At 39.1% G+C, this 26,182-nt stretch carries 22 protein-coding genes and 2 pseudogenes; 3 read left to right on the plus strand and 21 right to left on the minus strand.

The genetic code is table 11. From position 1 onward, the window contains the following. Nucleotides 1–170 precede the first annotated feature (170 nt). From ACT3S9_RS17315 to ACT3S9_RS17335, 5 genes are all read right to left on the minus strand, one after another. Nucleotides 171–629, minus strand: a complete 459-nt coding sequence (locus ACT3S9_RS17315; protein ID WP_441836091.1) for a hypothetical protein — start codon at nucleotides 627–629, stop codon at nucleotides 171–173. A 73-nt stretch (nucleotides 630–702) separates the two neighbouring features. Beyond that, entirely contained in the window at nucleotides 703–1,221 is a 519-nt protein-coding gene (locus ACT3S9_RS17320; protein ID WP_441836090.1) for a DUF4240 domain-containing protein, read from the minus strand. Beyond that, nucleotides 1,218–1,412, minus strand: a complete 195-nt coding sequence (locus ACT3S9_RS17325; protein ID WP_441836089.1) for a YwbE family protein — start codon at nucleotides 1,410–1,412, stop codon at nucleotides 1,218–1,220. Before ACT3S9_RS17325 ends, ACT3S9_RS17320 begins: the two co-directional genes overlap by 4 nt. A gap of 109 nt (nucleotides 1,413–1,521) precedes the next feature. Further along, the gene (locus tag ACT3S9_RS17330; protein ID WP_441836088.1) at nucleotides 1,522–1,803 is read right to left on the minus strand and encodes a hypothetical protein; all 282 of its coding nucleotides are present in this window, start codon (nucleotides 1,801–1,803) and stop codon (nucleotides 1,522–1,524) included. Then, nucleotides 1,796–2,017: a hypothetical protein gene (locus tag ACT3S9_RS17335; protein WP_441836087.1), complete on the minus strand. Its 222-nt coding sequence runs from the start codon at nucleotides 2,015–2,017 to the stop codon at nucleotides 1,796–1,798. Before ACT3S9_RS17335 ends, ACT3S9_RS17330 begins: the two co-directional genes overlap by 8 nt. Nucleotides 2,018–2,117: 100 nt before the next feature. Between ACT3S9_RS17335 and ACT3S9_RS17340 the strand changes: the two genes are divergently transcribed. Further along, nucleotides 2,118–2,930, plus strand: coding sequence for an ion transporter (locus ACT3S9_RS17340; RefSeq protein WP_441836092.1), 813 nt, complete (start codon nucleotides 2,118–2,120; stop codon nucleotides 2,928–2,930). A 406-nt stretch (nucleotides 2,931–3,336) separates the two neighbouring features. On the opposite strand, the gene asd is transcribed toward ACT3S9_RS17340, so the two are convergent. The 3 genes and pseudogenes from asd to ACT3S9_RS17355 form a co-directional block, all read right to left on the minus strand. Beyond that, the gene (asd, locus tag ACT3S9_RS17345) at nucleotides 3,337–4,476 is read right to left on the minus strand and encodes an aspartate-semialdehyde dehydrogenase (RefSeq protein WP_441836086.1); all 1,140 of its coding nucleotides are present in this window, start codon (nucleotides 4,474–4,476) and stop codon (nucleotides 3,337–3,339) included. Nucleotides 4,477–4,684: 208 nt separating this feature from the next. Then, nucleotides 4,685–7,324, minus strand: a complete 2,640-nt coding sequence (locus tag ACT3S9_RS17350; RefSeq protein WP_441836085.1) for a TonB-dependent receptor domain-containing protein — start codon at nucleotides 7,322–7,324, stop codon at nucleotides 4,685–4,687. 80 nt (nucleotides 7,325–7,404) lie between these two features. Next, nucleotides 7,405–9,255, minus strand: a pseudogene (locus tag ACT3S9_RS17355) (hypothetical protein); the annotation flags it as partial. Nucleotides 9,256–9,343: 88 nt separating this feature from the next. Between ACT3S9_RS17355 and ACT3S9_RS17360 the strand changes: the two are divergent. Further along, complete coding sequence (locus tag ACT3S9_RS17360; RefSeq protein ID WP_086959932.1) at nucleotides 9,344–10,312, plus strand: IS30 family transposase; 969 nt, start codon at nucleotides 9,344–9,346, stop codon at nucleotides 10,310–10,312. Between the two features lie 27 nt (nucleotides 10,313–10,339). On the opposite strand, the pseudogene ACT3S9_RS17365 reads toward ACT3S9_RS17360, so the two are convergent. The 13 genes and pseudogenes from ACT3S9_RS17365 to ACT3S9_RS17425 all read right to left on the minus strand — a co-directional run. After that, a pseudogene (locus tag ACT3S9_RS17365) lies at nucleotides 10,340–11,233 on the minus strand (hypothetical protein); the annotation flags it as partial. A 314-nt stretch (nucleotides 11,234–11,547) separates the two neighbouring features. Then, entirely contained in the window at nucleotides 11,548–12,822 is a 1,275-nt protein-coding gene (ltrA, locus tag ACT3S9_RS17370; RefSeq protein ID WP_086960535.1) for a group II intron reverse transcriptase/maturase, read from the minus strand. A gap of 809 nt (nucleotides 12,823–13,631) precedes the next feature. Then, a complete protein-coding gene (locus tag ACT3S9_RS17375) occupies nucleotides 13,632–14,939 on the minus strand; it encodes a tetratricopeptide repeat protein (protein ID WP_441835471.1) in 1,308 nt (435 codons plus the stop codon). A 16-nt stretch (nucleotides 14,940–14,955) separates the two neighbouring features. Continuing rightward, nucleotides 14,956–15,561, minus strand: a complete 606-nt coding sequence (locus ACT3S9_RS17380; protein WP_441835470.1) for an energy transducer TonB — start codon at nucleotides 15,559–15,561, stop codon at nucleotides 14,956–14,958. Between the two features lie 10 nt (nucleotides 15,562–15,571). Then, nucleotides 15,572–15,982, minus strand: coding sequence for an ExbD/TolR family protein (locus tag ACT3S9_RS17385; protein WP_441835469.1), 411 nt, complete (start codon nucleotides 15,980–15,982; stop codon nucleotides 15,572–15,574). Between the two features lie 52 nt (nucleotides 15,983–16,034). Beyond that, the gene (locus ACT3S9_RS17390) at nucleotides 16,035–16,562 is read right to left on the minus strand and encodes a MotA/TolQ/ExbB proton channel family protein (RefSeq protein WP_441835468.1); all 528 of its coding nucleotides are present in this window, start codon (nucleotides 16,560–16,562) and stop codon (nucleotides 16,035–16,037) included. A gap of 3 nt (nucleotides 16,563–16,565) precedes the next feature. After that, complete coding sequence (locus tag ACT3S9_RS17395; protein ID WP_441835467.1) at nucleotides 16,566–17,930, minus strand: MotA/TolQ/ExbB proton channel family protein; 1,365 nt, start codon at nucleotides 17,928–17,930, stop codon at nucleotides 16,566–16,568. A 9-nt stretch (nucleotides 17,931–17,939) separates the two neighbouring features. After that, complete coding sequence (locus tag ACT3S9_RS17400; RefSeq protein ID WP_441835466.1) at nucleotides 17,940–18,692, minus strand: DUF3450 domain-containing protein; 753 nt, start codon at nucleotides 18,690–18,692, stop codon at nucleotides 17,940–17,942. Nucleotides 18,693–18,869: 177 nt separating this feature from the next. After that, on the minus strand, nucleotides 18,870–19,487 hold the full coding sequence (locus tag ACT3S9_RS17405; protein WP_441835465.1) for a DsbA family protein: 618 nt from the start codon (nucleotides 19,485–19,487) through the stop codon (nucleotides 18,870–18,872). A gap of 338 nt (nucleotides 19,488–19,825) precedes the next feature. Continuing rightward, complete coding sequence (locus ACT3S9_RS17410; RefSeq protein ID WP_441835464.1) at nucleotides 19,826–21,094, minus strand: sugar MFS transporter; 1,269 nt, start codon at nucleotides 21,092–21,094, stop codon at nucleotides 19,826–19,828. 492 nt (nucleotides 21,095–21,586) lie between these two features. After that, complete coding sequence (locus ACT3S9_RS17415) at nucleotides 21,587–22,108, minus strand: RNA methyltransferase (protein ID WP_441835463.1); 522 nt, start codon at nucleotides 22,106–22,108, stop codon at nucleotides 21,587–21,589. Further along, a complete protein-coding gene (locus tag ACT3S9_RS17420; RefSeq protein WP_441835462.1) occupies nucleotides 22,108–22,605 on the minus strand; it encodes a YcgN family cysteine cluster protein in 498 nt (165 codons plus the stop codon). Before ACT3S9_RS17420 ends, ACT3S9_RS17415 begins: the two co-directional genes overlap by 1 nt. A 91-nt stretch (nucleotides 22,606–22,696) precedes the next feature. Next, the gene (locus ACT3S9_RS17425) at nucleotides 22,697–24,526 is read right to left on the minus strand and encodes a DUF885 domain-containing protein (protein WP_441835461.1); all 1,830 of its coding nucleotides are present in this window, start codon (nucleotides 24,524–24,526) and stop codon (nucleotides 22,697–22,699) included. 1,083 nt (nucleotides 24,527–25,609) lie between these two features. On the opposite strand from ACT3S9_RS17425, the gene ACT3S9_RS17430 reads away from it, so the two are divergent. Continuing rightward, the gene (locus ACT3S9_RS17430) at nucleotides 25,610–26,152 is read left to right on the plus strand and encodes a GbsR/MarR family transcriptional regulator (protein ID WP_441835460.1); all 543 of its coding nucleotides are present in this window, start codon (nucleotides 25,610–25,612) and stop codon (nucleotides 26,150–26,152) included. The last annotated feature ends 30 nt before the right edge of the window (nucleotides 26,153–26,182 follow it).

The following is a 26,182-nucleotide window of genomic DNA, read 5'->3' on the forward strand; positions in this document are numbered from 1 at the left end:
TACTAACTTTTGCAAATAACCATTAATCGTGTTGAACGATTAAATCATCTATTGGCAAATAGTCACTCTGTACGTAACACTTTTAGGCCCTGATTATGAATATTTGTCATCAGGTTTTATCTGTTTACCCCTAATGGTAGCAATACACAAAATCAGGGGTAACAAGCCTATTACTCAAGGCTAAACTCGCAGTGAATATTAGTGTTTTCGACGCTATATTCTAGAGTGCTTGCTGATAAAAAGCGTAGGGTTTTACTAGTGTCTAGATTATCGCTTTGGTTATCACAGCGAGTTTGACGTAGCGACATAGTTATACTCTCAGTAGTGAACTTAAACTTAGTAGTTACTAAACAAAAATTACTTACTTTGTTAGTTTGCGTACCATTATGTAAGCCACTGAACACGATTTCATCACCAAGCTTAAAGCCAAGATTAGGGTTGCTTTTATCAAGCCAAGTAAGCTGCCCAGAAGCGCAGGTGTCACTATTACCTGATTGCAGCCCATAACTACCTACTTTACTACTTAGCAGTGGAATAAACTGACTTTTATTACTGGGCAAGGGCGATTTTGCTGCAACAAAAGTACTCGTAAATAGCAAAGTTACCAGTAACATAGACAAATAACGCATTAAATACCTAACTTTTATTTAATTATGATACCAGCATAGCATAACCAGTACCGTTGATGGCTATAAGCCCTTTTTACTGCCAATACTTGGCAAAAAGGTTCGGGTAGCTTTGCTTCAAGAACTTAGGTTTATCTTTAAAACGTTTACCTTTGGGTTCTTCAAGGCCTGAGGGTACAAACGGAAGTTCATCTTCATTACGTTCTTCATACAGCAAACCAGCAATTAAATCGTACTCGTCTAAGTATGGGTAAGGTTGTTCGTTTAAATGATAAACAGGTATACAATTAGCTAATGAATCAGGATTTTCAAGCGCGGCTGTAAAAGCGGCTTCGCCGCGCGAAATTAACCAGCAGCGAAACTCAGAGAAACCATAGTCGTCGTTACAGCCAGCCATAACAAATGCCGCACCAAATAAATCCCACGTGTAGCTTTGGCGCATACAGATACTAAACTGTTTATCAAACTCAATTAGTTCGTCATCACTTAGCTCTTTTAATAAATTTTTTAAACGTGTGCTAACTGACTCTGGCTCAGCAGTTTTATCATCAACCGTAACTAGTTGCCAAAAATCATTTGCTGTTAGTACACTCACGACAAGATCTCTTTTACACGCCCTACTTGGCCGTCTTCTAAGCGCACTTTTATACCATGTGGGTGGTTAGGTGATTTTGTTAAAAGTCGTTCAACAATACCATTTGTTAATGTGCCGCTGCGTTGGTCTTGTTTTAAAACGATGTTTACTTCTGTACCGGAGGAAATTTGTGAACGAGTAGGAACAGCCATAATGTATCTCTTTTACTATTTTTTTCGATTATAGCCGTATGTATCAGTTATACCAACCTAAAGCAGATTGTTGAGGTTATTATTTATAGATGATGTAATTATTAAAAAATTACTCGACTAAAAATGCAATAGCTTGAAAGGACAAGTTGATTGACCCTAACTCTGTATTAATGATTTGCTCAATATTTATTAGTTGATTATTTTGCTTAGCATCATTGAGCGTTGACTCATTAGCAAAATAGCAGCTAACCTTAAGCGTCTTATTAGGTTTTTGTAAATCAACATGATGAGTTAGCCAAACAAAACCCGGCACGTCATCTTTCGTTTTTTCACAGGCAAGAGTTAATACACGGCGAATAGCTTTATCTAGGTTTTTTTCCGTTTTAGTCATTTTTACTGACCTGCTGCTCCGTTTGTTGCTTTTTAAACTCATCATAACTGCCTTCTTGGCGCTTTATACACTCATGGTATTCTTTATCTGCCATATTATTACATTCACCTAAGCGATCAGATTGAATTTCATAATAACGTGCGTCAGAGCTACAAGCACTTAGTACCAACCCACTACATAAAATAAAGCCAAGTTTTAGCCTATTAAAAAACATTAACAATCCTCACTTTTTTAACCGAAAAACCATTCATCCGGCTTGTTTTTACTGTATATTGCACCCGTTTTGTATTAATAAATCCAAAGGGTTGATTATGATGTTGTCGCAGTTACACGAACTATTCCAGCGTATCGATAAAAGTAAAATATTTCAATCATTTGTTATTGCCGTCATTGTTATTTCTGCGCTGACAGTGGGTGCACATACATACGCTCTTCATCCAACCGCTGGGCTTGCCTTACACTGGATGGATATAGGCATTACGGTATTTTTCTTAATTGAACTGATTATTCGTTATATTGCCAGCAAAGGTATTAAAGATTTTTTTAGCAAAGGCTGGAATATCTTTGACTTTATTATTGTTGTTGGCAGCTTATACCCTGCAGCCGGCTCAACTATTCTTATAGCCCGTTTGCTGCGAATTTTCCGTGTATTACGATTAGTATCTATGATCCCAGAATTACGCTTACTGGTAAACTCATTAATTAAAGCTATTCCTCAAATGGGTTATATTGCGCTATTAATGTTTGTTATCTTTTACATTTACGCGGCTATGGGCAGTATGTTGTTTGCTGAAATAAATCCATTCCTATGGGGGGATGTATCAATTTCAATGCTCACGCTATTTAGGGTAGCAACTTTTGAGGATTGGACAGATGTAATGTATGAAACCATGGCTGTCTATAAGCTTAGCTGGATCTACTACATTACATTTATCTTCTTAACCGCCTTTGTATTTTTAAATATGATGGTTGGTGCAATACTCGAGGTGATGTCAGAAGAACATCGCAGTGCTCGTGAAGAAAAAACGAACAGTGACTCCCGTCCTGCTACACAAGGACAAGTCAACGAATTAAAAAGCCAACTCAATGATTTAAAAACATTACTAGAAGAAAAAAAAGAAAAATAAATCAAGGTAAGGCGAGTCACATCGCCTTACCTAAAAGGTCTAAACATTGCCCTAATAGTAACTTTATAGCAACGAAGACAAGTTACAACTGGTTTAAATGTCAGATACTTAAGTCTTCCTATTAACAAATAGCAATTAAAATAAGCAATATTACATTTAATCAATACAGAGCAAGCCACAAGCAACAGCAATATGATTATCAGATAGATCGATGCAACAAAGCGCTTTATAATCAAGAAAATTAATGACTAACTTAATCGCATATCCTTCATTGAACATTCGAGATACCGGAATATGAAAGTTTTAGATTAAAATTAGCGCTATGCAAGGCGCGTTCTTAACATTCAAGCATAAAAAAGGGCTGATAATTTATCAGCCCTAAAGAAAATTAATTAAACCCGTAATATTATTTATCGTCAACAATAATACGTAGCATACGACGTAATGGCTCAGCAGCGCCCCAAAGTAGTTGGTCGCCAACTGTAAAGGCGCTAATGTATTCAGGGCCCATTGCCAATTTGCGAATACGGCCAACAGGAATACTTAATGTACCGGTCACTTTTACAGGGCTTAAATCTGTCGATGTAATATCACGTTCATTAGGAATGACTTTCACCCACTCATTATGCGAAGCTAAAATTTCTTCAACCTTTGCAACGCTAATATCTTTACGTAACTTGATGGTCATCGCTTGTGAGTGACAACGCATTGCGCCAATGCGCACGCATAAGCCATCAATCGGAACTGGTTGCTTAGATGAGCCTAAAATTTTGTTTGCTTCAACTTGTGCTTTCCACTCTTCTTTAGATTGACCATTTGGCATTGGTATGTCAATCCAAGGAATAAGGCTACCTGCAATCGGCACACCGAATTGATCTTGTGGTAAATCGCTTGAGGCAATTTTTTCAGTCACTAGCTTATCTATTTCTAAAATAGCCGCTTGTGGGTCGGCCAGTTTATCTGCAACACTGCTATGAATAGCGCCCATTTGAGTAATTAACTCTTTCATATTACGCGCACCAGAACCCGAAGCTGCTTGATATGTCGTTGGGCTTACCCATTCAATCAAGTCCTGTTCAAATAAACCACCAAGTGCAAGTAACATCAATGAAACAGTGCAGTTACCACCCACATAGGTTTTAACCCCTTGTGCTAGACCTTGTTCGATAACGTCTTTATTAACCGGATCAAGTACAATAATACTGTCATCAGCCATGCGCAGTGCTGATGCGGCATCAATCCAATACCCCTGCCAACCTGCTTCACGTAGCTGCGGATAAACTGCATTAGTATAATCGCCGCCTTGGCAAGTGATAATAATATCCATTTGTGCAAGAGATTCAAAATCCATTGCATCGAGTAATGGTTTTGCAGGGCCAGCTAAATCAGGACCAAGTTGGCCGGTTTGAGAGGTGGTAAAAAAAGTGGTGTCGATATGTGCAAAATCATTTTCTTGTTGCATACGTTCTAATAATACTGAGCCAACCATGCCCCGCCATCCGACTAATCCTACTTTTTTCATTGTTTGTTCCACTATTTGAGTCATAAAAAATACCTAATTCATTAAAAATTAAAATTCATTGCGTGAGATTTAATTTTTAGTCATGCTAACTTAGCATCCAAGGCGCAGCAAAACTAGACAATAAAAGCTAACTTAAAATTATTTCATATTCTTTTATAAGCAAAAAAAACCCTACACAATGGTAGGGCAATAATTTGAGTTTATTTTAATCGTCTTGAAGCGTGTAATTACATTAAAACTGATATTTATACTCAACAGAAACTTCAGTGCCCTTCTCGCTTGAACGCGTGAGAACATCACCTGATTCTATTTTAGATTCTTGTCCTAGCAAGTTAAGTACTTTTAATTTAATACTAGAATTAAAATCTGGATAATAAGTATAGTTAAAATCGAGTGAGTGGAAAGGTTGTTCCATCCAATCTTTTTGTCCTTCGATACCAGGTATAATTATGCGCTCACCAAATACGTTATAAATAAGCGTTGTAGAATGTTGGCCGCTTGGCGCATCATAACCGACTTGCATATTAACAACATACTCTGAGTGACCAGTCATTCGCCGTGAAGTATTAGTAACAGCGGTTGATACACCTGTTTGTTCAACAACGGATTGTCGATCAAGGTTTATTTCCGAATCACTTAATGTCACATTACCCGTCATAAATATATCTTGCCAAAAGCCACCTAAAAAAGCGAAATCTTTCAAGTATTCAAATTCAATACCTGCAACATAACCATCTTCAGCATTTGCGATACGAATCAATGGCGGGCCATCTTGCGCTGGTGATTGCACTGATTCAATTGGGTCCGTCATGTCTTTGTAGAATAAACCAATTGAGAAGTTTTCACCTGTATCGTAGTAGTTTTCCCAACGGAAGTCATAGTTTTTGATTTGCGTTGTACGTAGCCCAGGTGTCCCCCCAACAGGATATTCTGTTAATGGATCAATATAAGTTGAGTCTGAAATTTCACGTAAATCAGGTCGAACTACGGTTTCACCATAACTTAAACGCCATTGTGTTTGATCGTTTTGAACATAGGTTAATGCAAGTGCACCATATATATCATCTTCTTGAAAAGCCAGTTCATCTAATGAATCATAACCAACCGAACTTGCCAGCCCACCGGTGAATGGATCAAGAGGTACTGACACTTGCTTGAAGTCTTCCCAACGTAAGCCACCAGTTACACGCCATTTATTAGCAAAAAATAAATCTGCTTCAAAATAATATGCATCGACTTTCTGAGCTGAGCGATAATCATCACCATCAACTGTTGTATCGTTTAAAATAGGTGTACTATTTAAACCTGCGCTAGTAACAACGTCATCAGACAAGACTTCATTGAGTTGATCACCAGCAAAATCAACATCATTAAATGCTCGGGTGTTGATATCAAAACGACGGTTAGAGGCTGAACGATCCTTTGAAATAAAATCAGCTCCTGATTTTAATTCAATATCGATACCTTCAAGCATGATAGGTAACGTAAAATTAAATCCGTAGTTTTCAACTTCATCATCAAGGTTTTGAAATGTGTAGCGTGCTGCAGTCGTGGCATTGGTTAATACACTTTCATTTGGTACATCATAAATACCATTTAGGTCTGAATCGGTAACAATAAAACGAGTTTCGATATTTCCAGGTGCGTAACGATTAGAACGCCCGTTTGAATATTTCCAATCAAAACCCGCATAATTTAACCAGTCAAAAGTATGCATACCTTTAATTTGATTAACTATTAATTCTCGTTCTTCGTAACGTACATCGTAAGAACGAACGCGTTTGTCGTCAGATTGGTTATTGTTTTGATCAAAACCTAGGCGATCACTAATTTTATCTTCAGTATCTCGTAAAATCATACTCGTAAAATCAATTTTGTGTGCGTTATCGTACTCAACACCAAAATTTATCATTGCCGACGTTTTTACGTTATGTTGTGTACTTAAAATTTCATCATAACCACGTACTACATTCATTGAAGTATCTGTAATACTAAAGTCTTCACCTTGATACTCTTCAGTTACTAGGTATTTGCTATCATAGCTCAATGCAGATAAGAAACCGTAGCGCCATTTACCGCTCTCGTAGCTATTACCTAAAGTTGCAGTAAATTTTGTATTTGGACCCACCCGAGTTGCTTCCGGATCATAGTCACGGTTCAAATCCAGTGCTAATTCACGGCTTTGCTCTGCACTTAAATCATCAAGTGATTGACCTGAATTATATACATCCATGATCGACTGTGGCATTGCACGTGTACCATCATCTGAACCATACCAGTCATCAGAACCGCCATTGTACTTGATACCATCATCGAAATTATTGGTATTAGTTCCAATTTGTCCTGATACATCAAATACAAATTCAGAAGGAATAGTTTTTAAGCGAATATCAACATTACCACCACCAAATGAAGCAGGCATAGATGGGGAGTATGACTTTTGCACTGACAAGCTTTCAATAATACTTGATGGAAACAAATCAAGCGGTAATACTGAACGCGTTGGATCAGGACTTGGAACTGCAGCACTGTTTAATTGAGTGCTTGAGTAACGCTCACCTAAACCACGTACATAAATAAATTTACCATCTACAAGGGTTAAGCCTGTCACACGACGAAGTGCCGATGCTGCATCACTGTCACCACTACGTGAAATTTGCTCAGCCCCCATAATATCAGCAACAAACGCTTGCTGCTTACGCTCTTCAAGTACCGCTGTTGCAGTTCCTTTTAATCGGCTTGCGCTTACGACAACTTCTTCAAGAACGGCATCCTCTTGAGCTTGTGCTTCTTCTTGTGCATTCGCCGTTAAGCTAAATAATATAGCAGCACTTAAGGTAGTTAAGCTAAACTGTTTTGAATATTTTTTCATGTTTACCTCTATCTGAAATACGTTACAGAAAGTTATAAAAAGGCGCTAAGTGATCATCACTTAGCGCCTAGCTTACTGTGTTATTCCAGGCCTACAGTCCAACCAGAAGTCCAATCGCTATCTTGTGAAACCGCACCAATGTGCGATGTAACATCAAAGAAACTATTTTCTGCACTTACATCAGTAGGTACCGTTGTATCAATTGTGTAAATACCATTAACAACTTCACCCGTCGCTACGATGTTACCCAATGTCGCTTCCCACCAGTTCGCAACATCAAATGTAACGCCGCTTGGGTCTTTGAAGTTTTCAGAGCAGTAAATAACTGAAGATTGAATTAACAATGTACCGTCTTGTGCATTATTAACCGTTTCACTTGCTCCTTCACCCCCTTCAAGCTCTAAACATTCCCCCATGCCATCAGGGCCAGTGATAACTGCGTTATAGATTTGCGCGCCAGTACCTTCACGGAAGTACATACCTTCGCTTGAATCTTCGCCTACGAATGTATTACCGATGATAGTCATATTCGCAATCATTGGATTCGATTTAGGCATTGCAGCCGGATTAGAACCATCGTTATCGGCTTCGATACCACGGTTAGCATCTGAGTTATCTGCGGCTTGTTTGATGAGTACATGCTGTAATTTACCTTGGAAACCGTGATCCCAGTCAACACTGTCATCTTGAATTCCAGTTAGCACTAGGTATTTAGCTTCAACATTACCACCAAAGAATTCAACACCATCATCTGCATTTTGGTGAACTTGAACATATTCAACCGTCGTACCAGAACCAACACCACCAAACGTAATACCGTTTAATTCGTTGTCAGGTGCGATTTCAAAACCACCGTTCATTACACGTACATAGCGTAATGTACCTGAATTTTCTTCTGTGTCTGTACCACCATAAACAGCGCCATCTTCTGCACCTTCAACTTGAAGCGAGCAATCGCCTTCTGCAGGGCATTTGTTTGATGGTGCATTACCAAGAAGAATTAAACCACCCCACTGACCCGCGGATGCGACTTGACCAGCAACATCTTGGCTTGATGTGAATGAAATTGGATCTTGAGCAGTACCGTCAGCGTCAATCTTAGACCCACGGCTAATTACAAGATAATCATTACCTGTGCGTCCATATACAGTAACGCCTGGTTCAACACTTAATGTTGCAGAGCTTTCGTTATCACCTCCTACAAATACCGCACCGCTTAGTGCATACAAGTTGCTCGCGGTTAAAGTAAGGTCACTCGATACTACACCAGAGATTTCACATGTTGTTGTGCTACCATCAGCAGGCGCGATTGAAGATGTTCCAGTAGGGCAACCAGCCACTTCAACAGGTGCCGATACTTCGCCGCCACCAAAACCAAATGCCCAGCCTTCACGCCAATCATCGGTGTCATTAAGTGCACCAACAAAGTCAACCGTATCAAAAAAAGCATTAACCGTATTTGCAACATCTTGGCCTGCACCTAATAGTGGAGAACCAGCAACTGGTTGACCGTTGGCACCTAACATTGGCTTGTCATCAATTACGTTGTTTTGTTGGTCTGAAAACCAAGTCATAAGGTCAAGTAATGAGTTACCAGAACTATCAACTGGATCTTTAAAGTTTTCACCATTAGTACAAGACATGTATGTGTTTTGCATTAAGATAGTACCGTCGTTTGCATTGGCAACAGTTACGCTAGCACCATCGTCAGCACCTTCAATCTCTAAACACTCACCCATCTCACTTGTACCTGTGATGATTGAGTTATATAGGTGTAAGCCTGTGCCTTCACGTAAGTAAATACCTTCAGCTGAATCTTCACCCTCAAAGTTATTACCGATAGTTGTTAAGTTAGAAATGATAGGTAATGATTTTGGTTCTGCACTTGGGTTTGAACCATCGTTATCAGCTTCGATACCGCGGTTAGCATCCCTAAATTCGGATAATAAGTGCAATTTCTCAGATTAGATGGCCAGCTGTTATAATTCGGCCATTTTCTCGCCAAAGGAAATTGCTTTAATGAAATATAAACAGCTGACACAAGAAGAAAGATACCAGATTTACGCGTTAATAAAAGCAGGAAATAACCAAAAGCAGATAGCTGAAGAACTAACTCGTTCACCGTCATCTATTTCTAGAGAGCTAAAACGCAATAAAGGACTTAAAGGCTATCGGCCTAACCAAGCCAATAACTTTGCTGAACAAAGACGTAAGTCATCTTTCAAAGCAAGTAAGTTAACAGAGGACGTCACTCACTGGATTAATAAATTGTTGCATGACGGACTTTCCCCTGAGCAAGTGGCAGGCCGCTTAGCTTTAGAGAAACAGGTCGTTTTACATCATGAAACAATTTATCAATATATTTACAGAGACAAGGCTCGTGGTGGCAAGCTACATAAGACACTCACTCGTGCATGTAAAAAGTATAAAAAACGCTATGGAAGCTATGATAAACGTGGACAGATAGTTAATCGAGTCAGCATTGATGAACGCCCAAGTATTGTGGATTCAAAGTCTAGGATTGGTGATTGGGAGGGCGATACAGTGATAGGTAAAGGGCGTAAAAATGCGCTTGTCACAATGGTTGAACGTAAAACGTTATATACAGTCGTTCACAGAATTGAAAGCAAGCATGCGAAAATAACAGCCGATGCGCTGATCACGTGTATGACACCATATAAAGGTAAGGTTATTACCGTGACGTTAGATAATGGAAAAGAGTTTGCTCACCATGAGCATGTTGCACAAAAATTAGAAGCTGATGTGTATTTCGCTCATCCCTATTCATCATGGGAGCGGGGCATAAATGAGAATACCAACGGCTTACTTAGACGCTTCTTCCCCAAGGGAACTGACTTTATGGCGCTAAGTGAAGCAGAGATACAGGCGGCAGTTGATAAGCTCAACCATCGGCCAAGAAAAACAAGAGGGTATAAAACCCCTCATGAATTATTTACGGGGCAATCAGAAGTTCTGGTGGCTGCATAATGATTGCACTTAATACTTGAATTCAAGATCTGTTGAATCGGCATCTTGCTCAATATATACATATTGCATTTTACCTTGGTAGCCATGATCCCAGTCAACGCTGTCGTCATCAATGCTTGTTAATACTAGGTGTTTAGCGTTTACCGCTCCACCAAAAAATTCCACACCATCGTCTGAATTATTGTGTACTTGTACGTATTCAACCGTTGTGCCAGAACCAACTGCACCAAATGTAATACCGTTTAATTCGTTATCTGGTGCAACTTCAAAACCCGCATTTTTAACAACTACATATTTTAAAGTACCTGAATTATCTTCATTATCAATACCACCATAAAAACCTTCTTCAACGCCTTCAACCTGAAGTGAACAATCACCTTCTGCCGGGCATTTATTTGAAATACCATTACCTAAAAGTACCAACCCCCCCCACTGACCTGCACCAGTATCTTCACCAAGCACATCTTGCTTAGAAGTCAAAATAATTGGGTCAGTTTCAGTACCTGAAGCTTCAATTTTTGAATCTCGGCTTACAACCATGTAATCAGATCCACTTGCACCAAAAATAACCGCACCTGGCTCAACAGCTAATGTTGCACTATTTTCTTTATCGCCACCGACAAAAACAGCACCATCTAACGCCCAAAAAGCATCGGTTGATAAAGTAGTATCTTCTGATATTTCGCCAGATAACACCTGAACAGTTACATCACGTCCTAGTGCTGCTGAAATTTCCGTTGATAAACTTTGACTATATTCACCTGGAAGGTCTTCAGTAACGGGGGGTGTAGTTGGGTCTGTAGGATCGGTAGGATTTTCTACTGTCTCATCAACATTAATATTAATATCACCGCCGCCACAGCCAGCTAAAGTTATTGCAGTTGCCACAAGGCTGACCTTGAATAAGTCAGAAATTTTCATTGTTCGCTCCATTAAGGTTTTAGATATTTAATTATTTTGGTAATACATAAACTCAAGTCACTTTAAAAAACTAATTAATGAACTATTCAAATTGTTTAATGTCACTTGAGTTCGATTGCGTCCACAATACGGAAGCTACATGACAGAAAGATTACATTTTCATAAACTAAAAATGACAATAAAAAACACTAAATTACAATGACTTAACTTGTTTTAAATATATCGAGTAGGGTGAGGCTTATGCCTCATCCCTCTCACAGAACCGTACGTACGGACCTCGTATACGGCTCCTGTACCCTTCACATTTTATCAACTTATTTCCTAAACGCCGATAAAGCAAGCCATCCCGTATTCACTTTTTCTATTGGATATAAACCAAGCTCCTCAAACCATTGGTTTGGCATCGATACACAAGATAAAGGGCTTAGTGAGTTACGCCACGAGTTCATCTTAATGAACTTAAACGGTGGCTTTTTTCCTAACTGCTTTAGTCGTCGATGTAGCCTTGATGGCTTCTTCCACAACCTCAGCTGTATTGCCCTTAGTCTTCGTCTGATCCAACCTGCCAAGGCTTTTAGCTCTCGTTTACAATTGGCTATACTAAAATAATTTACAAAACCGCGCACAACTGGATTTAGCCGTTTTATTACTTCTGCTAAATTTATGCCGCCGTTACGTTTTGTTAATTGCTTCACTTTTTGTTTAAACCCGATGAGTTTTGATGCTTGTATCCGTGTCCACTGGCTACCTATCTCTACTCCCAAAAACTTCACTCCTTTGCTGCTATGAGCAATATGGGTTTTATTTTGGTTCACGGTTAATTTCAAGTCTCGCTCTAGTATCTGGGTGGATGCCTTAAGTGCTTCTTGCGCTGCTTTTTCTGTGCTGCACAAAATCAAGATATCATCTGCATACCTCACTATTCGGTGATTACGCTTTTTCATTTCTTGATCGAAAGCATCTAGGTAGATATTGGCCAATAACGGGCTAATTACGCCACCTTGTGGGCTTCCTATCGTACTAGCCTCCCAGTGTTCACCTATCATTACTCCGCTTTTTAAGAACTGATTAATCAGTTTTAAAATACTACCGTCCGTCACTTTGCGTCTAACACTCCTAATTATCAAAGCATGATCAAGCAGGTCAAAACACTTCGACAAATCCATGTCTACGACCCAGTCGCGATGGTATTTACGGATAAATACACTTGCTTTACTGATAGCGTCATGACAGCTTCGTTTCGGCCTATACCCATAACTCGATGGGTGAAAGTCGATGTCGAATATCGGTTGGAGTATGTTCAATAGTGTTTGTTGCACTATTCGGTCTCGAACTGCGGGGATACCTAGCATTCTGACACCGCCATCATCTTTGGGTATTTCCACCCGTTTGACAGGTTGTGCCCTATATTGCTTGGTTTGCAGCTCAAGTTGCAGTTGTTTTAAGTTTGCTTCTAAATTCAGGGCGAATGCGCCTACGGTCTGCCTATCTATTCCGGCCGCTCCTTTAGCTGCTTTCACTTTTTTGAATCCCTTGTACAGGTTATTAATGTCTAATAATTGTCCGTACAAGCTGTAGTAAACTGTCATTTTCTGCCTTTGCTTGCGGTATGTCTGCTCGTGTCACTCTACTTATCGCTGATTCTTCATGATGACATTAGGTGTGCTAGCCTTTTTTGGCAATCTGCCTAAGTGGTCAGTCATTACTCCATTGCTCGCCCTTCAATTCTCAGCGTCTACATTCCTGTTTGGCCGTCATATTTTGGCTATTTCCGTCGAAATACTTGTGAGCCGATAAACAAAAGTTCCCGTCTTTCATACGCTTAAAGAATACTTCCCCCCTTCGCAATCAATTAAAGCTTTTGGCTAAAGTTGACCCCATCAAACATAATGTTGATGGTCGGCTTGGTTTTCCCCTCCACACCATTACTGGCTTTCATCGGCCTAGCCTTACTCACTACTACGGGTTCATCTGCCACCTCACACCGACACTAAATCTTGGCTTTCACCTTGAATTTAGGCCACTTACTCTCATTAAGTTTAGATGCCAGGCTTCCCCAGTTACTGCACTGGCTCCCTGTTAGAAATCCCACCCTCAAGCACAGTATTGGTCTGACTAAGTATAGGGCGTTGCGCTATTTTGCACGCTGACCCACCAATACTGCCGAAACAGGTTACGGTTAGTTGTGTACCTCTAACTTCTTATGGCTTCCTTCAGACCCCACCGTTGGCCAGTGACGCCCTTGCCATTCAGATTATCTTCCCCTTAGTCAGGGTGATAAGGCATCTTTCAGCCTATCGGGTTTGCCAGCTTCGCTGGGCAAACAAAAAAACCGCCCGAAGGCGGTTTTGGTGTTGCGATTAGAAATAGTGACTATAATTTAATTAATTTAAATTTATTAAAGCACAGCCGTTCGAAGTACTTCTGCGTGTATCTTTTCTCGCTTAACGTATTTTATCCATTGGCTCGCTAAACGCTGTGATTTTTTATGTTTCTCCGCCTGTTCAAAAGCTAAAATTGAAGCATCAAAATTTTGTAAATTGTACTGCGCCATACCCAGAGCAACATATGCATTTGACTCAAACTCTAACGAGCCTTTATTGAGTGCTTTACGGGCGGCATCAGCGGCCTCATCATACTTTTCAAGGTTTACATAAATCTCGGCTAAACGCTGTTCAAATTTACCATGATTTGACTCCTCAGCAGCTTTGGTAAAATAAACAATCGACTTTGAATCTTCTTTTGCTTGTACCATCGCTTCTGCAATAAAGGCATAGTTTTTCGCCGTATCTTCTATTACACCACTATCGATACCTTGCTCCATAACAGAGGCTGCTTTAAATGCTAAACCATTAAATAGATAAACCTGCGATAGCTGGTTAAGGTCAGACTTACTCTTTAAAAAGCCTTGTTGGTAAGCCGCTTCAAGTACAGCTAATTGCCTTTCTTCTTGACCTGTTTCACCATACATACCACTAAGTTGCACCCAGTACTCTGGTTTATTAAACAACTTAACCATGCGTTCTAAAACTTTAACTACTTCTTTTGGTTGATTAAGTGAGTAGTACATAGCTCGCTGCAATACTAACCAGTTTTCTTTTGGTACTCTGCCTTCGCGGTCCGCTTGGGCAATTGCTTGGTTAATATTATCAACCCCTTGCTGGTACTCTTTTTTCTGATAATAAGCTTGCGATTTTAATACGTAATAAGCATCAGTTTTAGGTTTGGTATTAATTTTATCCCACTGCGCTAAGTACTTTATAACTTTGTCATAATCACCGTTAGCCATAGCAAGTTGTGCTAGGCTAAAGGTTGTACTTAAACGTAATGTTTCAGGGATTGCATCAACACCCACTACATTTTCGAATGACTCTATAGCTTTAGGTAAGTCGTTTTCGTTGTAGTAAATAAAACCATAGAAGTTATGCATCATTGCAATTTCATAGTCGTTCATACTTGATGAACGCTCATTGATTGAATCAAGCGCTGCTAAACCTGCTTTAACATCGCCATCATCCGCTAACTTTTGTGCCCGAGCTAACTGACTGTATACCTTTTCACGTAGCGCAGGGACACGTACTGTTTGTTGCTCTTCAGCAAATACTTTAGCTACATTCGCACCGGGTACTAAACTTATCACTGAAGGTAATACGACACTTGATGTTAATACTATAGAGCAAATAACAGCCGTTTTTAATAATTTCATAATCGCCTCGTAACTCTTAACCATTAATTTGAAAAGAAATTTTATTCTGTACACCCGCGACTTCAACGGCTTCACCATTAACAACACGCGGTTTATATTTAAACTTAAGTGCGGCATCCATAGCTGCGCGATCAAAGAGTGATTCAGGCTCAGCTCTCACCACTTTAGGATCTTTTACTGTACCTTGTTTTGTTACCGTAAACTCAACTATCACATAGCCTTCTATACCCCGTGTAAGCGCACGCCGTGGATAAACAGGTGCTACTTTTACGATTGGTAAATACTCGCCATCACTTGAGTCAAGGGCTAACCCACCTGCCAAGCTCACTTCAGCGTCTACATTTGCACCAAAATCAAAGTTAGCATTACTCGCATTCGGATCGCTATTTTGTGTTTGTGGTGACTCCATTGGTGGAGGCGGTTCTTTTGGTGTTGGTGGTTTTTGTGGTTTACGCTCTTTCTTTTGTATCGTTTCTTCTTTTTCAAGACGTACAAAATCAAGCACAGTACCTTTTGCTGGTTCTGTCATAGCGCCGTCATCACTGGAAATAAGTGCTTGCATACCTAAAAAAAGTAAAAAGGTAACAACACCAGCAATAATTAATGCTACTAAATAACGCATTAGCGTTTCCTTAGGCTTCTTGTGCCGCTATTGACACATCAAACACCCCGGCGGCACGTGCTGCATCCATCACTTTAATTAGAGTATCTGTAGTGGATTTTTTATCCGCTTGGATCACTACACTACCTTGTGGATTCTCTGCTTTTAAACGCTCTATATTTGCTTGTACTGCACGTACATCAATTTGGCGTTTATTAATCCATATTTCACCATCGTCTGAAATAGCAACTAAAATGTTGGCACGTTCTTTTTTAACAGAAGTTGCAGCTTCTGGACGATTAACATCAATACCCGCTTCTTTTACGAAAGTCGCGGTAACAATAAAGAAAATCAGCATAATAAACACCACATCTAGCATCGGTGTCATGTTAATTTCTTCGGCTTCCTCTTCTTGAAAAAGGTTTCCTAATGGGGCTCTCATTTTGTTCTCCTAAGATGAGTGAGCACATCACTCATCTATTAAATTGTTTATTTTAGTGATCTAAGACCATGCTATCTTCAAGTAAGGCAGCTTCACGCTTAGCTTTACGTTGTAAGTACGTTGAAGCAAACACCCCAGATAACGCCCCAACCATGCCAGCCATTGTTGGGATAGTGGCTTTTGATACACCAGATGCCATAGAACGTGCACTTCCTGTACCCGTTATTGCCATCACATCAAATACTTCTATCATTCCAGTTACGGTGCCTAATAAACCAAGTAGCGGACAAAGCGCAACCATCACATTAATTAGAGCTAAATTAGTATTGAGCTTTATACTCGCACGTGAAATATTGGCTTGGCGAATTTGTTCAGCATTCCAACTGTTGCGCTCGCCTCTATTTAACCAGTTACTTTTTATGGTTTTTTTATAACGATGATAACCGTTAAAAAAATAAATAAATCGCTCGAGTATCAATAACCACATCGCGAAAATTAACACTGCGATGACCAATAATACTTGGCCACCAGTGTCGAGAAAATCACGGATAGCATTGATTGAATCAATCAATAGCACCATGGCTTAAGCTCCTTTTTCACTTCGTTCAGCAATGATACCAGCGCTTTGTTCTTGTAAAATAAGCAGTAAGTTTTTAGACCGAGTATTTAAAATGGTGTATAAAAATACCGTCGGAATTGCCACAACTAAACCTAATACCGTAGTAACAAGCGCTTGAGAAATCCCCCCAGCCATCAGCTTAGGGTCGCCTGTACCAAAAAGTGTTATCGCTTGGAAAGTGTTGATCATCCCCGTCACAGTACCGAGTAAGCCGAGTAATGGCGCAACCACTGAGATAATTTTAATAAGAGTTAAGTTACGGGTTATTGTTGGCATTTCACGTAAAATTGCTTCGCTTAATTTGAGTTCTAATGTGTCATAGGCTACATCTGGATATTGATCTTTTACTTTCATCACGCGTCCAAGAGGATTGTCATCTCGTGCTACATCATCTTTAAGTTGGCGACGAATTTTTCCACCCATCAGCATTAACGAGACAAAACGTTCAATAGCAATCAGTAGTGCCAGTAAACCCACACCCAAAATCACATAGCCTACAGCGCCACCCTGATGAACTTGTTCAGAAGTCCCTGGAGCTTGCACTAATAAACCTAAGATAGAGCCACCTGTCGGGTCTAAGGCAAACTGGACCGTACCATCATTTGCTTTTTGTAACTTATCGGCTGTAGCTGTTAAGCGACTACTTGGCTGACGGGTTAATTGGCTTATGGTATTTGTTGATGGCGTGTACTCTAAATACTTACCTTGTGAAATAAGGTTAAATGCACCTACACGTAGAACTTCTTGCTGTGTTTTATTACCGCCCTCACCAATCACATCAGTCATAAAACGAGCAACTTTACCTTGTTCGGTCATTTCACGTTGTAACTCAAACCACACTTTTTCAATATCTTCAATTGATGCAAGCTTTGATGTTGCCCCCATTTTTTGAGCAAGCTCATCCATAAACTGACCACGACCAGGGATTTGTGCAGATACTACAGAAGTGGCAAATTTATTACTTGAGTCACCCGCTACTTGCTGTAGCACACCGAATAACTCTTTAAGAGAGCCCATTCTTTTAGATAATGTGTCAGTTAGATTTGCCAGTTTTATTTCATTTTGTTCAAACTCAGTTTCAAGGCGCTCAGATTCAACTAACATTTGGTTACGGTTTTCTTGCGTATCCTTAAGCATTTGTACTTGCTCACCTTCACGAGCGGCAAACGCTTGTTCACGCTGTTTATTTTGTGCTGATTGCTGCTTTTTACCCTCTTCTAAGGTTCTTAATAGCGAGTCTAAGTTCATTTCTTCAGCGGCTACATTACCCACGAAGCCAAGGGTTGATGCCAATATGGTAATCTGAGTGATTTTAGTAAAAAGTTTCATTCTGGCCTCTTATTCTGCAGCGTGTACTGGAAGAGTTAACATATCCGGGGCGAGTTGCTTACGTGCAATACGTAAACCTTTATTAATCTGACTAATCGTTGAATCAGGTAATGCTACGAACGACTTCGAATCTTTATTCCAGCTCCCTGCTTTTTTGCCATCGCGCGTCAGATAAATAAGCTCTAGGCGTCCAATACGTAAAAAGTCAACTTCACGCTCCTTCCCATCAACATCCAATAAAGCGGTATACGCTTCGATAGTGCGCCCGTAATCAACTTCAACCTGATAAGCCTCCAGCACACGGCGGAACTTTTCACTTGAATTTATATCTGCACGATCCATCATAGTTTTTAAAGAGCTCACACGTTTTTTACGCTCAGCTGATAAAAACGGCACATCAAGTGCTACAAATTGCTCAAGGCCGGTGATCATACGTAGCATTAGAGGGGTTATCTGACGTTCAATAATCGAAACTTGATCCATTGATAGGTTCAATGATTCCATTTCACTTAATTGATTATTAATCTGCTTAGTCAGCTGTGCGTTATAAACTGTTAAACCGTCAATTTCTTTGTTGAGAGTTTTAAACTGCTGTAAACGCCCTTGAATTGAATCTGCAATCTTATCTATTTTTTTTTGTGATTGTAGAGCTGATTTATTAATCTCACTGCTATTATCAATAACATTGTCTAAATCATTTGCTTGCGCTGTCGCACTTATGGCTACAACACCAGCTAAGATCAATGGTTTAACGCCTTTCATCGCATACACCTTTACTAGTTAATTAGCGAATTTGCTAGTTGCTTTTTATCATTGAGCGAAAGTGTAACGGGGTTCTGTGACAACAATGTTGCGCTAAAAAGACGAAAATATGACAGTTGCCATGCTATTGCAGTAAAAGTGTCTTAATAAACCGCTTTATATAAGGTATGTGACTTATTACTTGTTGAGATTATTAAGAATTTGTTGGTAGGTAGTTTTCTCACTCTGGTAATCAATAGCAATAGCAAAGTATTGCTGATCAATTTCAAGCACTAATGAAGGAAAGCCTTGAATAGGAAGTTGATGAACAAAATTAAGCTCGCTTTGTAGCTGTTGTTCAATTTCCTCGCTTTGTATCAAGCGAATAAATTCATCTTTAGGTATATTGATGGACGTTGCAAAATCAGCAAGTGTTGTTATCTCGGAAGGATTTTTTGCATTTAAATAATAACCATTTTGTATTGTTTCTAGCATGGCTCGCTCATTATTGAACAGTCTAGCAACCAACATCGCCCGACAAGCAGGATAAGTAGAGCGTTTAGGCTGACACTGATGCCAAAAGTCAAAATTAAATTGCGCACCAGTTTGTGCTGCAATACGCCGCCAAGTTTGTTGTAAAAACTGTTGCATTGATAATGCCATAGGCTCAACGCTATCAGAGGCTAAGCCACCCACGCGATAATCAACTTTAACAAGCCCTGCTAGTTTTTCTTCTAGTTTTTTCCAGGTGTTTTTATACCCCCAACACCAACTACACATAGGGTCGTAAACATAGATTAACCTTGCTTTAGACATTATATTATCCCTTAATCATTACTTTACAAATTACATTGAGCTACTTTTTGTTGATATAAATATTGACGAGCTTATTTAATCATTTCAAATTACAGACAAGCTGAATTGAGTACCACTTTAATAATTCTACATCAAATAGTCAGTTCGAGCATCATAAGTAATTTGGTTGTTAGCAACATGTTCATTTAATATTTTGGAAGTAACACTGAAAAAATCATTACTGTAACGCTTTTATAGCACAGCGGCACAAGAAAAAGCGCATAGAAAACTATGCGCTTCGATCTTAATTATGTGGCTTTAAAGAACGCTCCCCCGTGCAGAGGTAACTTGAGTATACGTTAATTAGCTTTTTGCCATTTACTGGCAAGTCGTACAACATTTAAGCCGTACCAAGCAATAAACACATAACAAATAACAGGCACAAAAAAGCTTTGTTGAATATTAACTGTATCTGCCACCACACCTTGTAGTAATGGCACTAACGCACCACCAACAATCGCTAAACAAAGCCAACCTGAGCCTTTACTAGTTAGTGACCCCAACCCTTCAATCGCCACTGAAAATATAGTTGGGAATAAAATTGAGTTAAATAAACCAATTGCAAGTACAGAATACAGTGCGATATTACCTTCGGTAAATATGGTTACTAATAAAAGCGCAATAGCAGCAAAAGCATTAAAAGTAATAGCTTTTGACGGAGCAATTTTTTGTAAAACCACAGAGCCTATGAATCGCCCTACCATTGCTCCACCCCAGTAATAGGCTATTAATTTTGCAGCAGCATGCTCTTGAAGACCTGCAATATGCGCTTCACCGAAATAATTAACTAAGAAACTACCAATCGAAACCTCAGCGCCCACATAGCAAAATATACCAATCACACCCATAATTAAATGCGGAGCCTTTATTAATGAGCCCATATTTGCATGGTCAGCTTCAGAACCATTGTGGGCAGCAATTTGAGGTAATTTAAAAAAAGCAAAAATAATAGCGATTGTCATCAACGCGCCAGCAAGCATTAAATAAGGCACTTTAACCGACTCGGCCGTTGCCGCGTTTGCGGTCAATGAACCCGCAGCGCCAAAGAACAAAATCCCGCCCACATACGGCCCGACAGTTGTTCCTAATGAATTTAATGCTTGTGCAAGGTTAAGGCGTGAAGATGCTGTTTTTTCAGGGCCAAGAGCTGCAACATACGGGTTAGCAGAGACTTGCAGTATAGTGACACCTGCAGCCAATACAAAAAGTGCACTTAAAAACAACCAATACTCATGAATCACCACCGCAGGATAAAACAATGTACAACCGAGTGAAGCAACAATAAGGCCGCTCAGTACGCCATTTTTATAACCCCACCTTTTAACTAATATTCCCGCAGGTAAAGAAACAATAAAATAAGCACCGAAGAAGCAAAACTGAATCATCATGGCTTCAGTGTAGCTAAGGTCAAACACACCTTTGAGGCGAGGGATCAGCACATCGTTTAAAACCGTGATAAAACCCCATAAAAAGAACAATGTCGTCATTGCTGTAAGCGCAAGCCGGTAATTATTATTTTGATGCGGATCTTTGGTCGCATATGACTGATTTTTATTAATTTCACTCACGTAGTTTTCACTCCAGTAACAATGTTAGAGCTGATTCTACACACTGAGAAAAAAAGATCACAATGTTTTATTCTGGCCGTTCCAATTGCAGCATTAACTATTATATAGTCAATAATGCAGCCGGGGTTTAGAACATCACTACTACATTACGACAATATAAAAAACCGAAGCCACTAACGATGAAAAAACGGGCTGTGATACGCCAAAATTTTGCAATAGCTAGCCACTATATTTAAAACGCTAATGAGGAAAATAGGGGCTTACACTCGAATTGAACATACTTATTAAAAAGAATAATTATTAGCTGTTGGCGATTTAAGATTAAACTTTGCTTACCTTAAGAATTATAATCAACGCCCTTATCTATATCCTGGTCTCTTGCAAACAAATTTTAGCTCTGTTGAATTGATATTAATAACCCAACAGACTTGGTTATTTTTGCTAAATATAAAAGCAGGTTCAACTAAAAACCGATAGGCGTTAAATTAAAGCCTACTTAGCTGGAGTAGCATGCCATTTTAGTTTGTTATTCGTATCGCGACTATTAATGATAGTCTCGTCATTTGCGTGCACCCCACCAAGTTTTGCTTGACGGTCGTATAATACGACATTACACGTTGCAGCTAGGTTCATGCAGCCAATTGTGGGGATATAAACAACCTCATCACACCAAGCTAAAATTTCTTTACTAATTGAACCATCCTCAGGGCCAAAAATATAAAATGCATTTTCTGGATGCTTGAAATCAGGTAAAGGAGTCGCGCCTTCAATTAATTCAATAACGACAACTTTAGCACCTATTGGTTTTACATCACAAAGATTATCACAACCGACTAAAGGGATACGTTCAAGTACATTTTTGGTGTCGGTATGAAACTTTTTCGCATTAAGGTAACGCATCCCAGTAAAAAAGACTTGATGGGCGTTATAACAACCTGCTGCACGTAACACGCCCCCCACATTAGTTGGACTCTTAGGGTTAAGCAAACCAATACTGGCTTTAGCAATACTCATTAATCAATATCTCTTTTAGGCCAATCAGTAACATATAAATCGAAGTCATCAAGTTCTATATCGCAATCTTTTACTGTTTTATCACGCACTGAAATACCCAGCTCATGCATTAAAGCTTTACTTCCATCATTATTTAATGGATGCCAAGACGCTAGCCCTCTCCCTTCATATAGACGGCGATAACTGCAGCTTTGCGGCATAAAAAAAACATCTTTAAGATTTTCTTTGGTGAGTTTTACGCATGAAGGTACTAACGTTTGTCGGTTTTCGTATTCACTACATCCGCAAGTTTGGTTGTCTAAGTATTGGCACACAATATTAGTAAATAGTAACTCTTCACCTTCGCGAAGCTGATCGGTGGCATTAAATTCATCTTCATCTTCGCTATCAATAAATGTATTTAAACAACATTTACCACAACCGTCACAAACAGCTTCCCATTCACTTTGTGACATTTGCCCAAGTGATTTCTCAAGCCAAAATTTATTATTTGTCATTACTGCTTAACCTAACCGCCCCATCAAGCGCGCATTTTAACTCAGCAGAACTAAACGCGCAAAGTACAAACACACTTTGCACGTGTAATTATCATAGTTGTGTATTAACCCAACGTTTAATTTTTTCTTCTAAGATAGGCATAGGTAATGCGCCATCAATTAAAATTTGAGTATGGAACGCTTTAATATCAAAGTTAGACCCTAATTTATTTTTAGCGTAATCACGTAACTCTTGAATCTTAAACTGACCTAACTTGTACGATAAGGCTTGGCCTGGCCATGCAATATACCTTTCAACTTCAGCAATAATATCAGACTCCGCCATTGATGAGTTATCCAGCATATAATCAATACCCTGCTGGCGTGTCCAACCTTTAGCATGAAAGCCTGTATCAAGTACTAACCGCATGGCTCTAAGTTGCTCATCTGATAAGCGGCCATACCACATATATGGGTCAGTAAATAAACCCATTTCTTTACCCAGACTTTCAGCGTAAAGCGCCCAACCTTCAGCAAAAACGGTGTATCCGCCAAACTTTCTAAATAATGGTAAATCTTTAATTTCTTGTTGAAGCGCTATTTGAAAATGATGCCCCGGAGCCGCTTCATGAATAGACAATGTCTCGAGTAAAAATTTGGGCTGAGCTTTTAAATTAAAGGTATTTATATAAAATATACCTGGACGAGAACCATCAGGTGCAGGGGCTTGATAAGAAGCGCCAGCGGCAGATTCAGCACGGAACTCCTCTACCGGTTTAACAACGTAATCTGCTTTAGGAAATACATCGAAAAGAGCCGGGATTTTAGCATCAATTTTATTTTTTACGTCTTCGTATGCTTTGATCAACGCTTGCGGTGTTTCGTAGTAAAACTCATCAGATTCGCGAAGGTGAGTAAAAAACTCATTAAGCGTACCATCAAAACCAACCGTACTTTTCACGTCTTTCATTTGCTCTAAAATACGAGAAACTTCCTTTAAACCAATTTGATGAATTTCATTAGCAGATAAATCAAGCGTCGTGTGTTCTTTAATTTGATATTCGTACCACGCTTTACCATCTGGTAAATCTGAATAGCCGATTGTATTACGACTGTTTGGTATATATTCATTGGCTAAAAAGTCAGCCATCTGTTGATATGCCGGAACTAACTTTTTAGTTATCATTTTACTGTATTGCGCCGTAATATCAGCCTTTTGATGTTCAGTAAAACTGTCAGGTAACTGTTTAATGGGTCCCCAAAAAAGTGAATCTTCAGGTTTAGTAACAATGTGAGCTTGAAACTGAGGCAGTAATTTTTCAGCAAGAGGTTTAGGTAATACAACATGCTCTTTAATGCCTTCACGCATAGCTTGCTCTACACTTGTTAACCAAGCAATAAACCCGTCAGCACGTTTAATAAACGCTTTATAGTCCGTCACTGTTTTAAAAGGCTGTGCACTTTGCCCAGAGCCTAACCCGGCAAAAGTATTTTGTGCTCCCCCCATTTGATTTATTGGTAATAAATAACTTGGGAACTGCTCAGCCTCTAACGTCAGAGATAAGTCACGGGCTAAAATTTCATAATTAAGTAATGCTTGCCCAGTAAGTGCTGACTTGTCAATTGCGGCAAGTTTAGCTTGATACTCTTTGATAAAAGCATGTTTTTTGTCACGATTACTTTTATTTATAGGTGCGATGAATTGATCATTAAATTCACTTCTGCCGATGTAAGTCGCATTAATAGGCCTGAATGTTAAAGAATCTTCAAAATATTGAGCGACTAACTCTGAGAGAGTCTGCGCAGCACTAAGCTCTTGTTTGCTGGTAGCCGGTTTTTTTGTGTTTTTTGTATCGGACATTACTGAATCATTCTGTTGCGAACAACCACTTAATGTAAACACTATAGCACTACTGATCAGTGCAGCTTTTAATAATTTCATCCGTTATTTCATCCTACAAAATATGTATGGTTACTATGCCATCTATCGTTATTTATTTACTTGTTATTTGTGCCTGTTGTATTAATTTTCGACTGTTGGAGTGTGGAAAAAGAATAACAAACACTTTATATCTCTATCTCAACACTGTTATTGCGTCATTAATATCTAAACAACGACATACCTCAGCGCTAAAGCAATGGTTGATATGGATCTGGTAAAAAATGCATCACAAAGTACATTACAAATGTGCAATTGATAATTGGCATTATCACACAAGTAGAGTTTGATGAAACGCTCTGTTATAAAAAAGATGGGCAATACATTAAGCTACCCGCAGTTTTAGATAGCAAAACAGCGTTGCTAAAGAAACCTAAATAATCTTTATAATAAAGAGTATTACTCTAAAGCGATGTTTTTAGGTGGAATGCCTGGAGAAAAACGAAATGCAAAACTCACCTTTAGCTATACATTGTAATGGCCAAGTATTAGCTTAAGCTATTTACAAATGAATCAGCTGAGTAGCATCAACTTTAAATGCTACTCATTAATAGATAAGAAGCAAATGAAATAGGTTTATGATTTATTACTACATACAAGCCCCTACAAAACAGTGACAAAGCTTCTTAGAGTTACGGTTAGGAATTAGCAAAAAGCTCAACTGTAAAGATAAAATATTGAAATAGTAAGGCGAGCTAGTTGCTAAGAAAAAACCACAAAAGAGGATAATGAATCAGTAAAATTATCTGAGTGCCAAAAAGCGACTCTGTGATCATTGGAATAGACATAAGTTAAGCTGCATCAGAAGGATCATAAAAAATTCTGTTACTTAGCCTAATAAATACGTAGTTTATTACGCTTAGTGCAAAAAAAAACTTATTAGTGTGTTTTTTTGAGTGCCGCTGTCTAACTACTTTTAGCGATTACCGCTTAGTAAAATTTAACAATATGCTTCTTAATTTCAATCATGCTTAATAGATAAATAATAATCAGGTTGATATTAATAAACACATGCGAAGCTAACACTTGCTATACCCGTTCAGCATGCTAGCATTAATTTCATAATTTATTGAAACTTGAAAAGCCATGACTTTATCTGAAAAAAACTTTGCCTTTGTTATGCACTGCGGTGAAATGGGCAGCCGTTGGGGCTTTAACCGCACAATAGGACAGATGTGCGGTTTATTGATCATCACCAAAGAACCTATGACGGCCAATGAAATTGCCGACACACTAAGTATTTCTCGTGGAAATGTCAGTATGGGCATTAAAGAGTTACAGTCATGGCGATTAATTAAAGTACAACATATTCCAGGTGACAGGAAGGAATATTATGCCCCTGCCGGCAGTATTTGGGATATGGCCAATAAAGTATTTGAAGAGCGTAAAAAACGCGAAATTGATCCGACTTTAAGCTTACTACGCGACAATATTCTAGAAGAAGCTAATAACGACGATGAACGTTTTGCACAACAACAAATGCAAGAAGTCCATGATTTATTAGAAACTGTTACTAAGTGGTCAGCTGAGTTGCAACGACTCAGTCCAGAGCAATTACAAAGCTTGATGAAGTTAGGCTCAGGAATTGGCAAAGTACTCGACTTTAAAGATAAAATAATGAAAAAATAAACACGAAAGTGATTTATCAAAATAAAGCCG

The sequence above is a fragment of the Pseudoalteromonas sp. AOP31-A2-14 genome (assembly GCF_052378035.1).
Classification (GTDB): Bacteria; Pseudomonadota; Gammaproteobacteria; order Enterobacterales; family Alteromonadaceae; genus Pseudoalteromonas.

Coding starts and splice junctions, on each gene's coding strand:
- ACT3S9_RS17315 (WP_441836091.1), bottom strand. CDS start 629: ATGCGTTATTTGTCTATGTTACTGGTAACTTTGCTATTTACGAGTACT.
- ACT3S9_RS17350 (WP_441836085.1), bottom strand. CDS start 7,324: ATGAAAAAATATTCAAAACAGTTTAGCTTAACTACCTTAAGTGCTGCT.
- ACT3S9_RS17415 (WP_441835463.1), bottom strand. CDS start 22,108: ATGAGTATTGCTAAAGCCAGTATTGGTTTGCTTAACCCTAAGAGTCCA.
- ACT3S9_RS17380 (WP_441835470.1), bottom strand. CDS start 15,561: ATGCGTTATTTAGTAGCATTAATTATTGCTGGTGTTGTTACCTTTTTA.
- ACT3S9_RS17360 (WP_086959932.1), top strand. CDS start 9,344: ATGAAATATAAACAGCTGACACAAGAAGAAAGATACCAGATTTACGCG.
- ltrA (WP_086960535.1), bottom strand. CDS start 12,822: ATGACAGTTTACTACAGCTTGTACGGACAATTATTAGACATTAATAAC.
- ACT3S9_RS17340 (WP_441836092.1), top strand. CDS start 2,118: ATGTTGTCGCAGTTACACGAACTATTCCAGCGTATCGATAAAAGTAAA.
- ACT3S9_RS17405 (WP_441835465.1), bottom strand. CDS start 19,487: ATGTCTAAAGCAAGGTTAATCTATGTTTACGACCCTATGTGTAGTTGG.
- ACT3S9_RS17330 (WP_441836088.1), bottom strand. CDS start 1,803: ATGACTAAAACGGAAAAAAACCTAGATAAAGCTATTCGCCGTGTATTA.
- ACT3S9_RS17430 (WP_441835460.1), top strand. CDS start 25,610: ATGACTTTATCTGAAAAAAACTTTGCCTTTGTTATGCACTGCGGTGAA.
- ACT3S9_RS17325 (WP_441836089.1), bottom strand. CDS start 1,412: ATGGCTGTTCCTACTCGTTCACAAATTTCCTCCGGTACAGAAGTAAAC.
- asd (WP_441836086.1), bottom strand. CDS start 4,476: ATGACTCAAATAGTGGAACAAACAATGAAAAAAGTAGGATTAGTCGGA.
- ACT3S9_RS17425 (WP_441835461.1), bottom strand. CDS start 24,526: ATGAAATTATTAAAAGCTGCACTGATCAGTAGTGCTATAGTGTTTACA.
- ACT3S9_RS17420 (WP_441835462.1), bottom strand. CDS start 22,605: ATGACAAATAATAAATTTTGGCTTGAGAAATCACTTGGGCAAATGTCA.
- ACT3S9_RS17385 (WP_441835469.1), bottom strand. CDS start 15,982: ATGAGAGCCCCATTAGGAAACCTTTTTCAAGAAGAGGAAGCCGAAGAA.
- ACT3S9_RS17375 (WP_441835471.1), bottom strand. CDS start 14,939: ATGAAATTATTAAAAACGGCTGTTATTTGCTCTATAGTATTAACATCA.
- ACT3S9_RS17390 (WP_441835468.1), bottom strand. CDS start 16,562: ATGGTGCTATTGATTGATTCAATCAATGCTATCCGTGATTTTCTCGAC.
- ACT3S9_RS17395 (WP_441835467.1), bottom strand. CDS start 17,930: ATGAAACTTTTTACTAAAATCACTCAGATTACCATATTGGCATCAACC.
- ACT3S9_RS17335 (WP_441836087.1), bottom strand. CDS start 2,017: ATGTTTTTTAATAGGCTAAAACTTGGCTTTATTTTATGTAGTGGGTTG.
- ACT3S9_RS17400 (WP_441835466.1), bottom strand. CDS start 18,692: ATGAAAGGCGTTAAACCATTGATCTTAGCTGGTGTTGTAGCCATAAGT.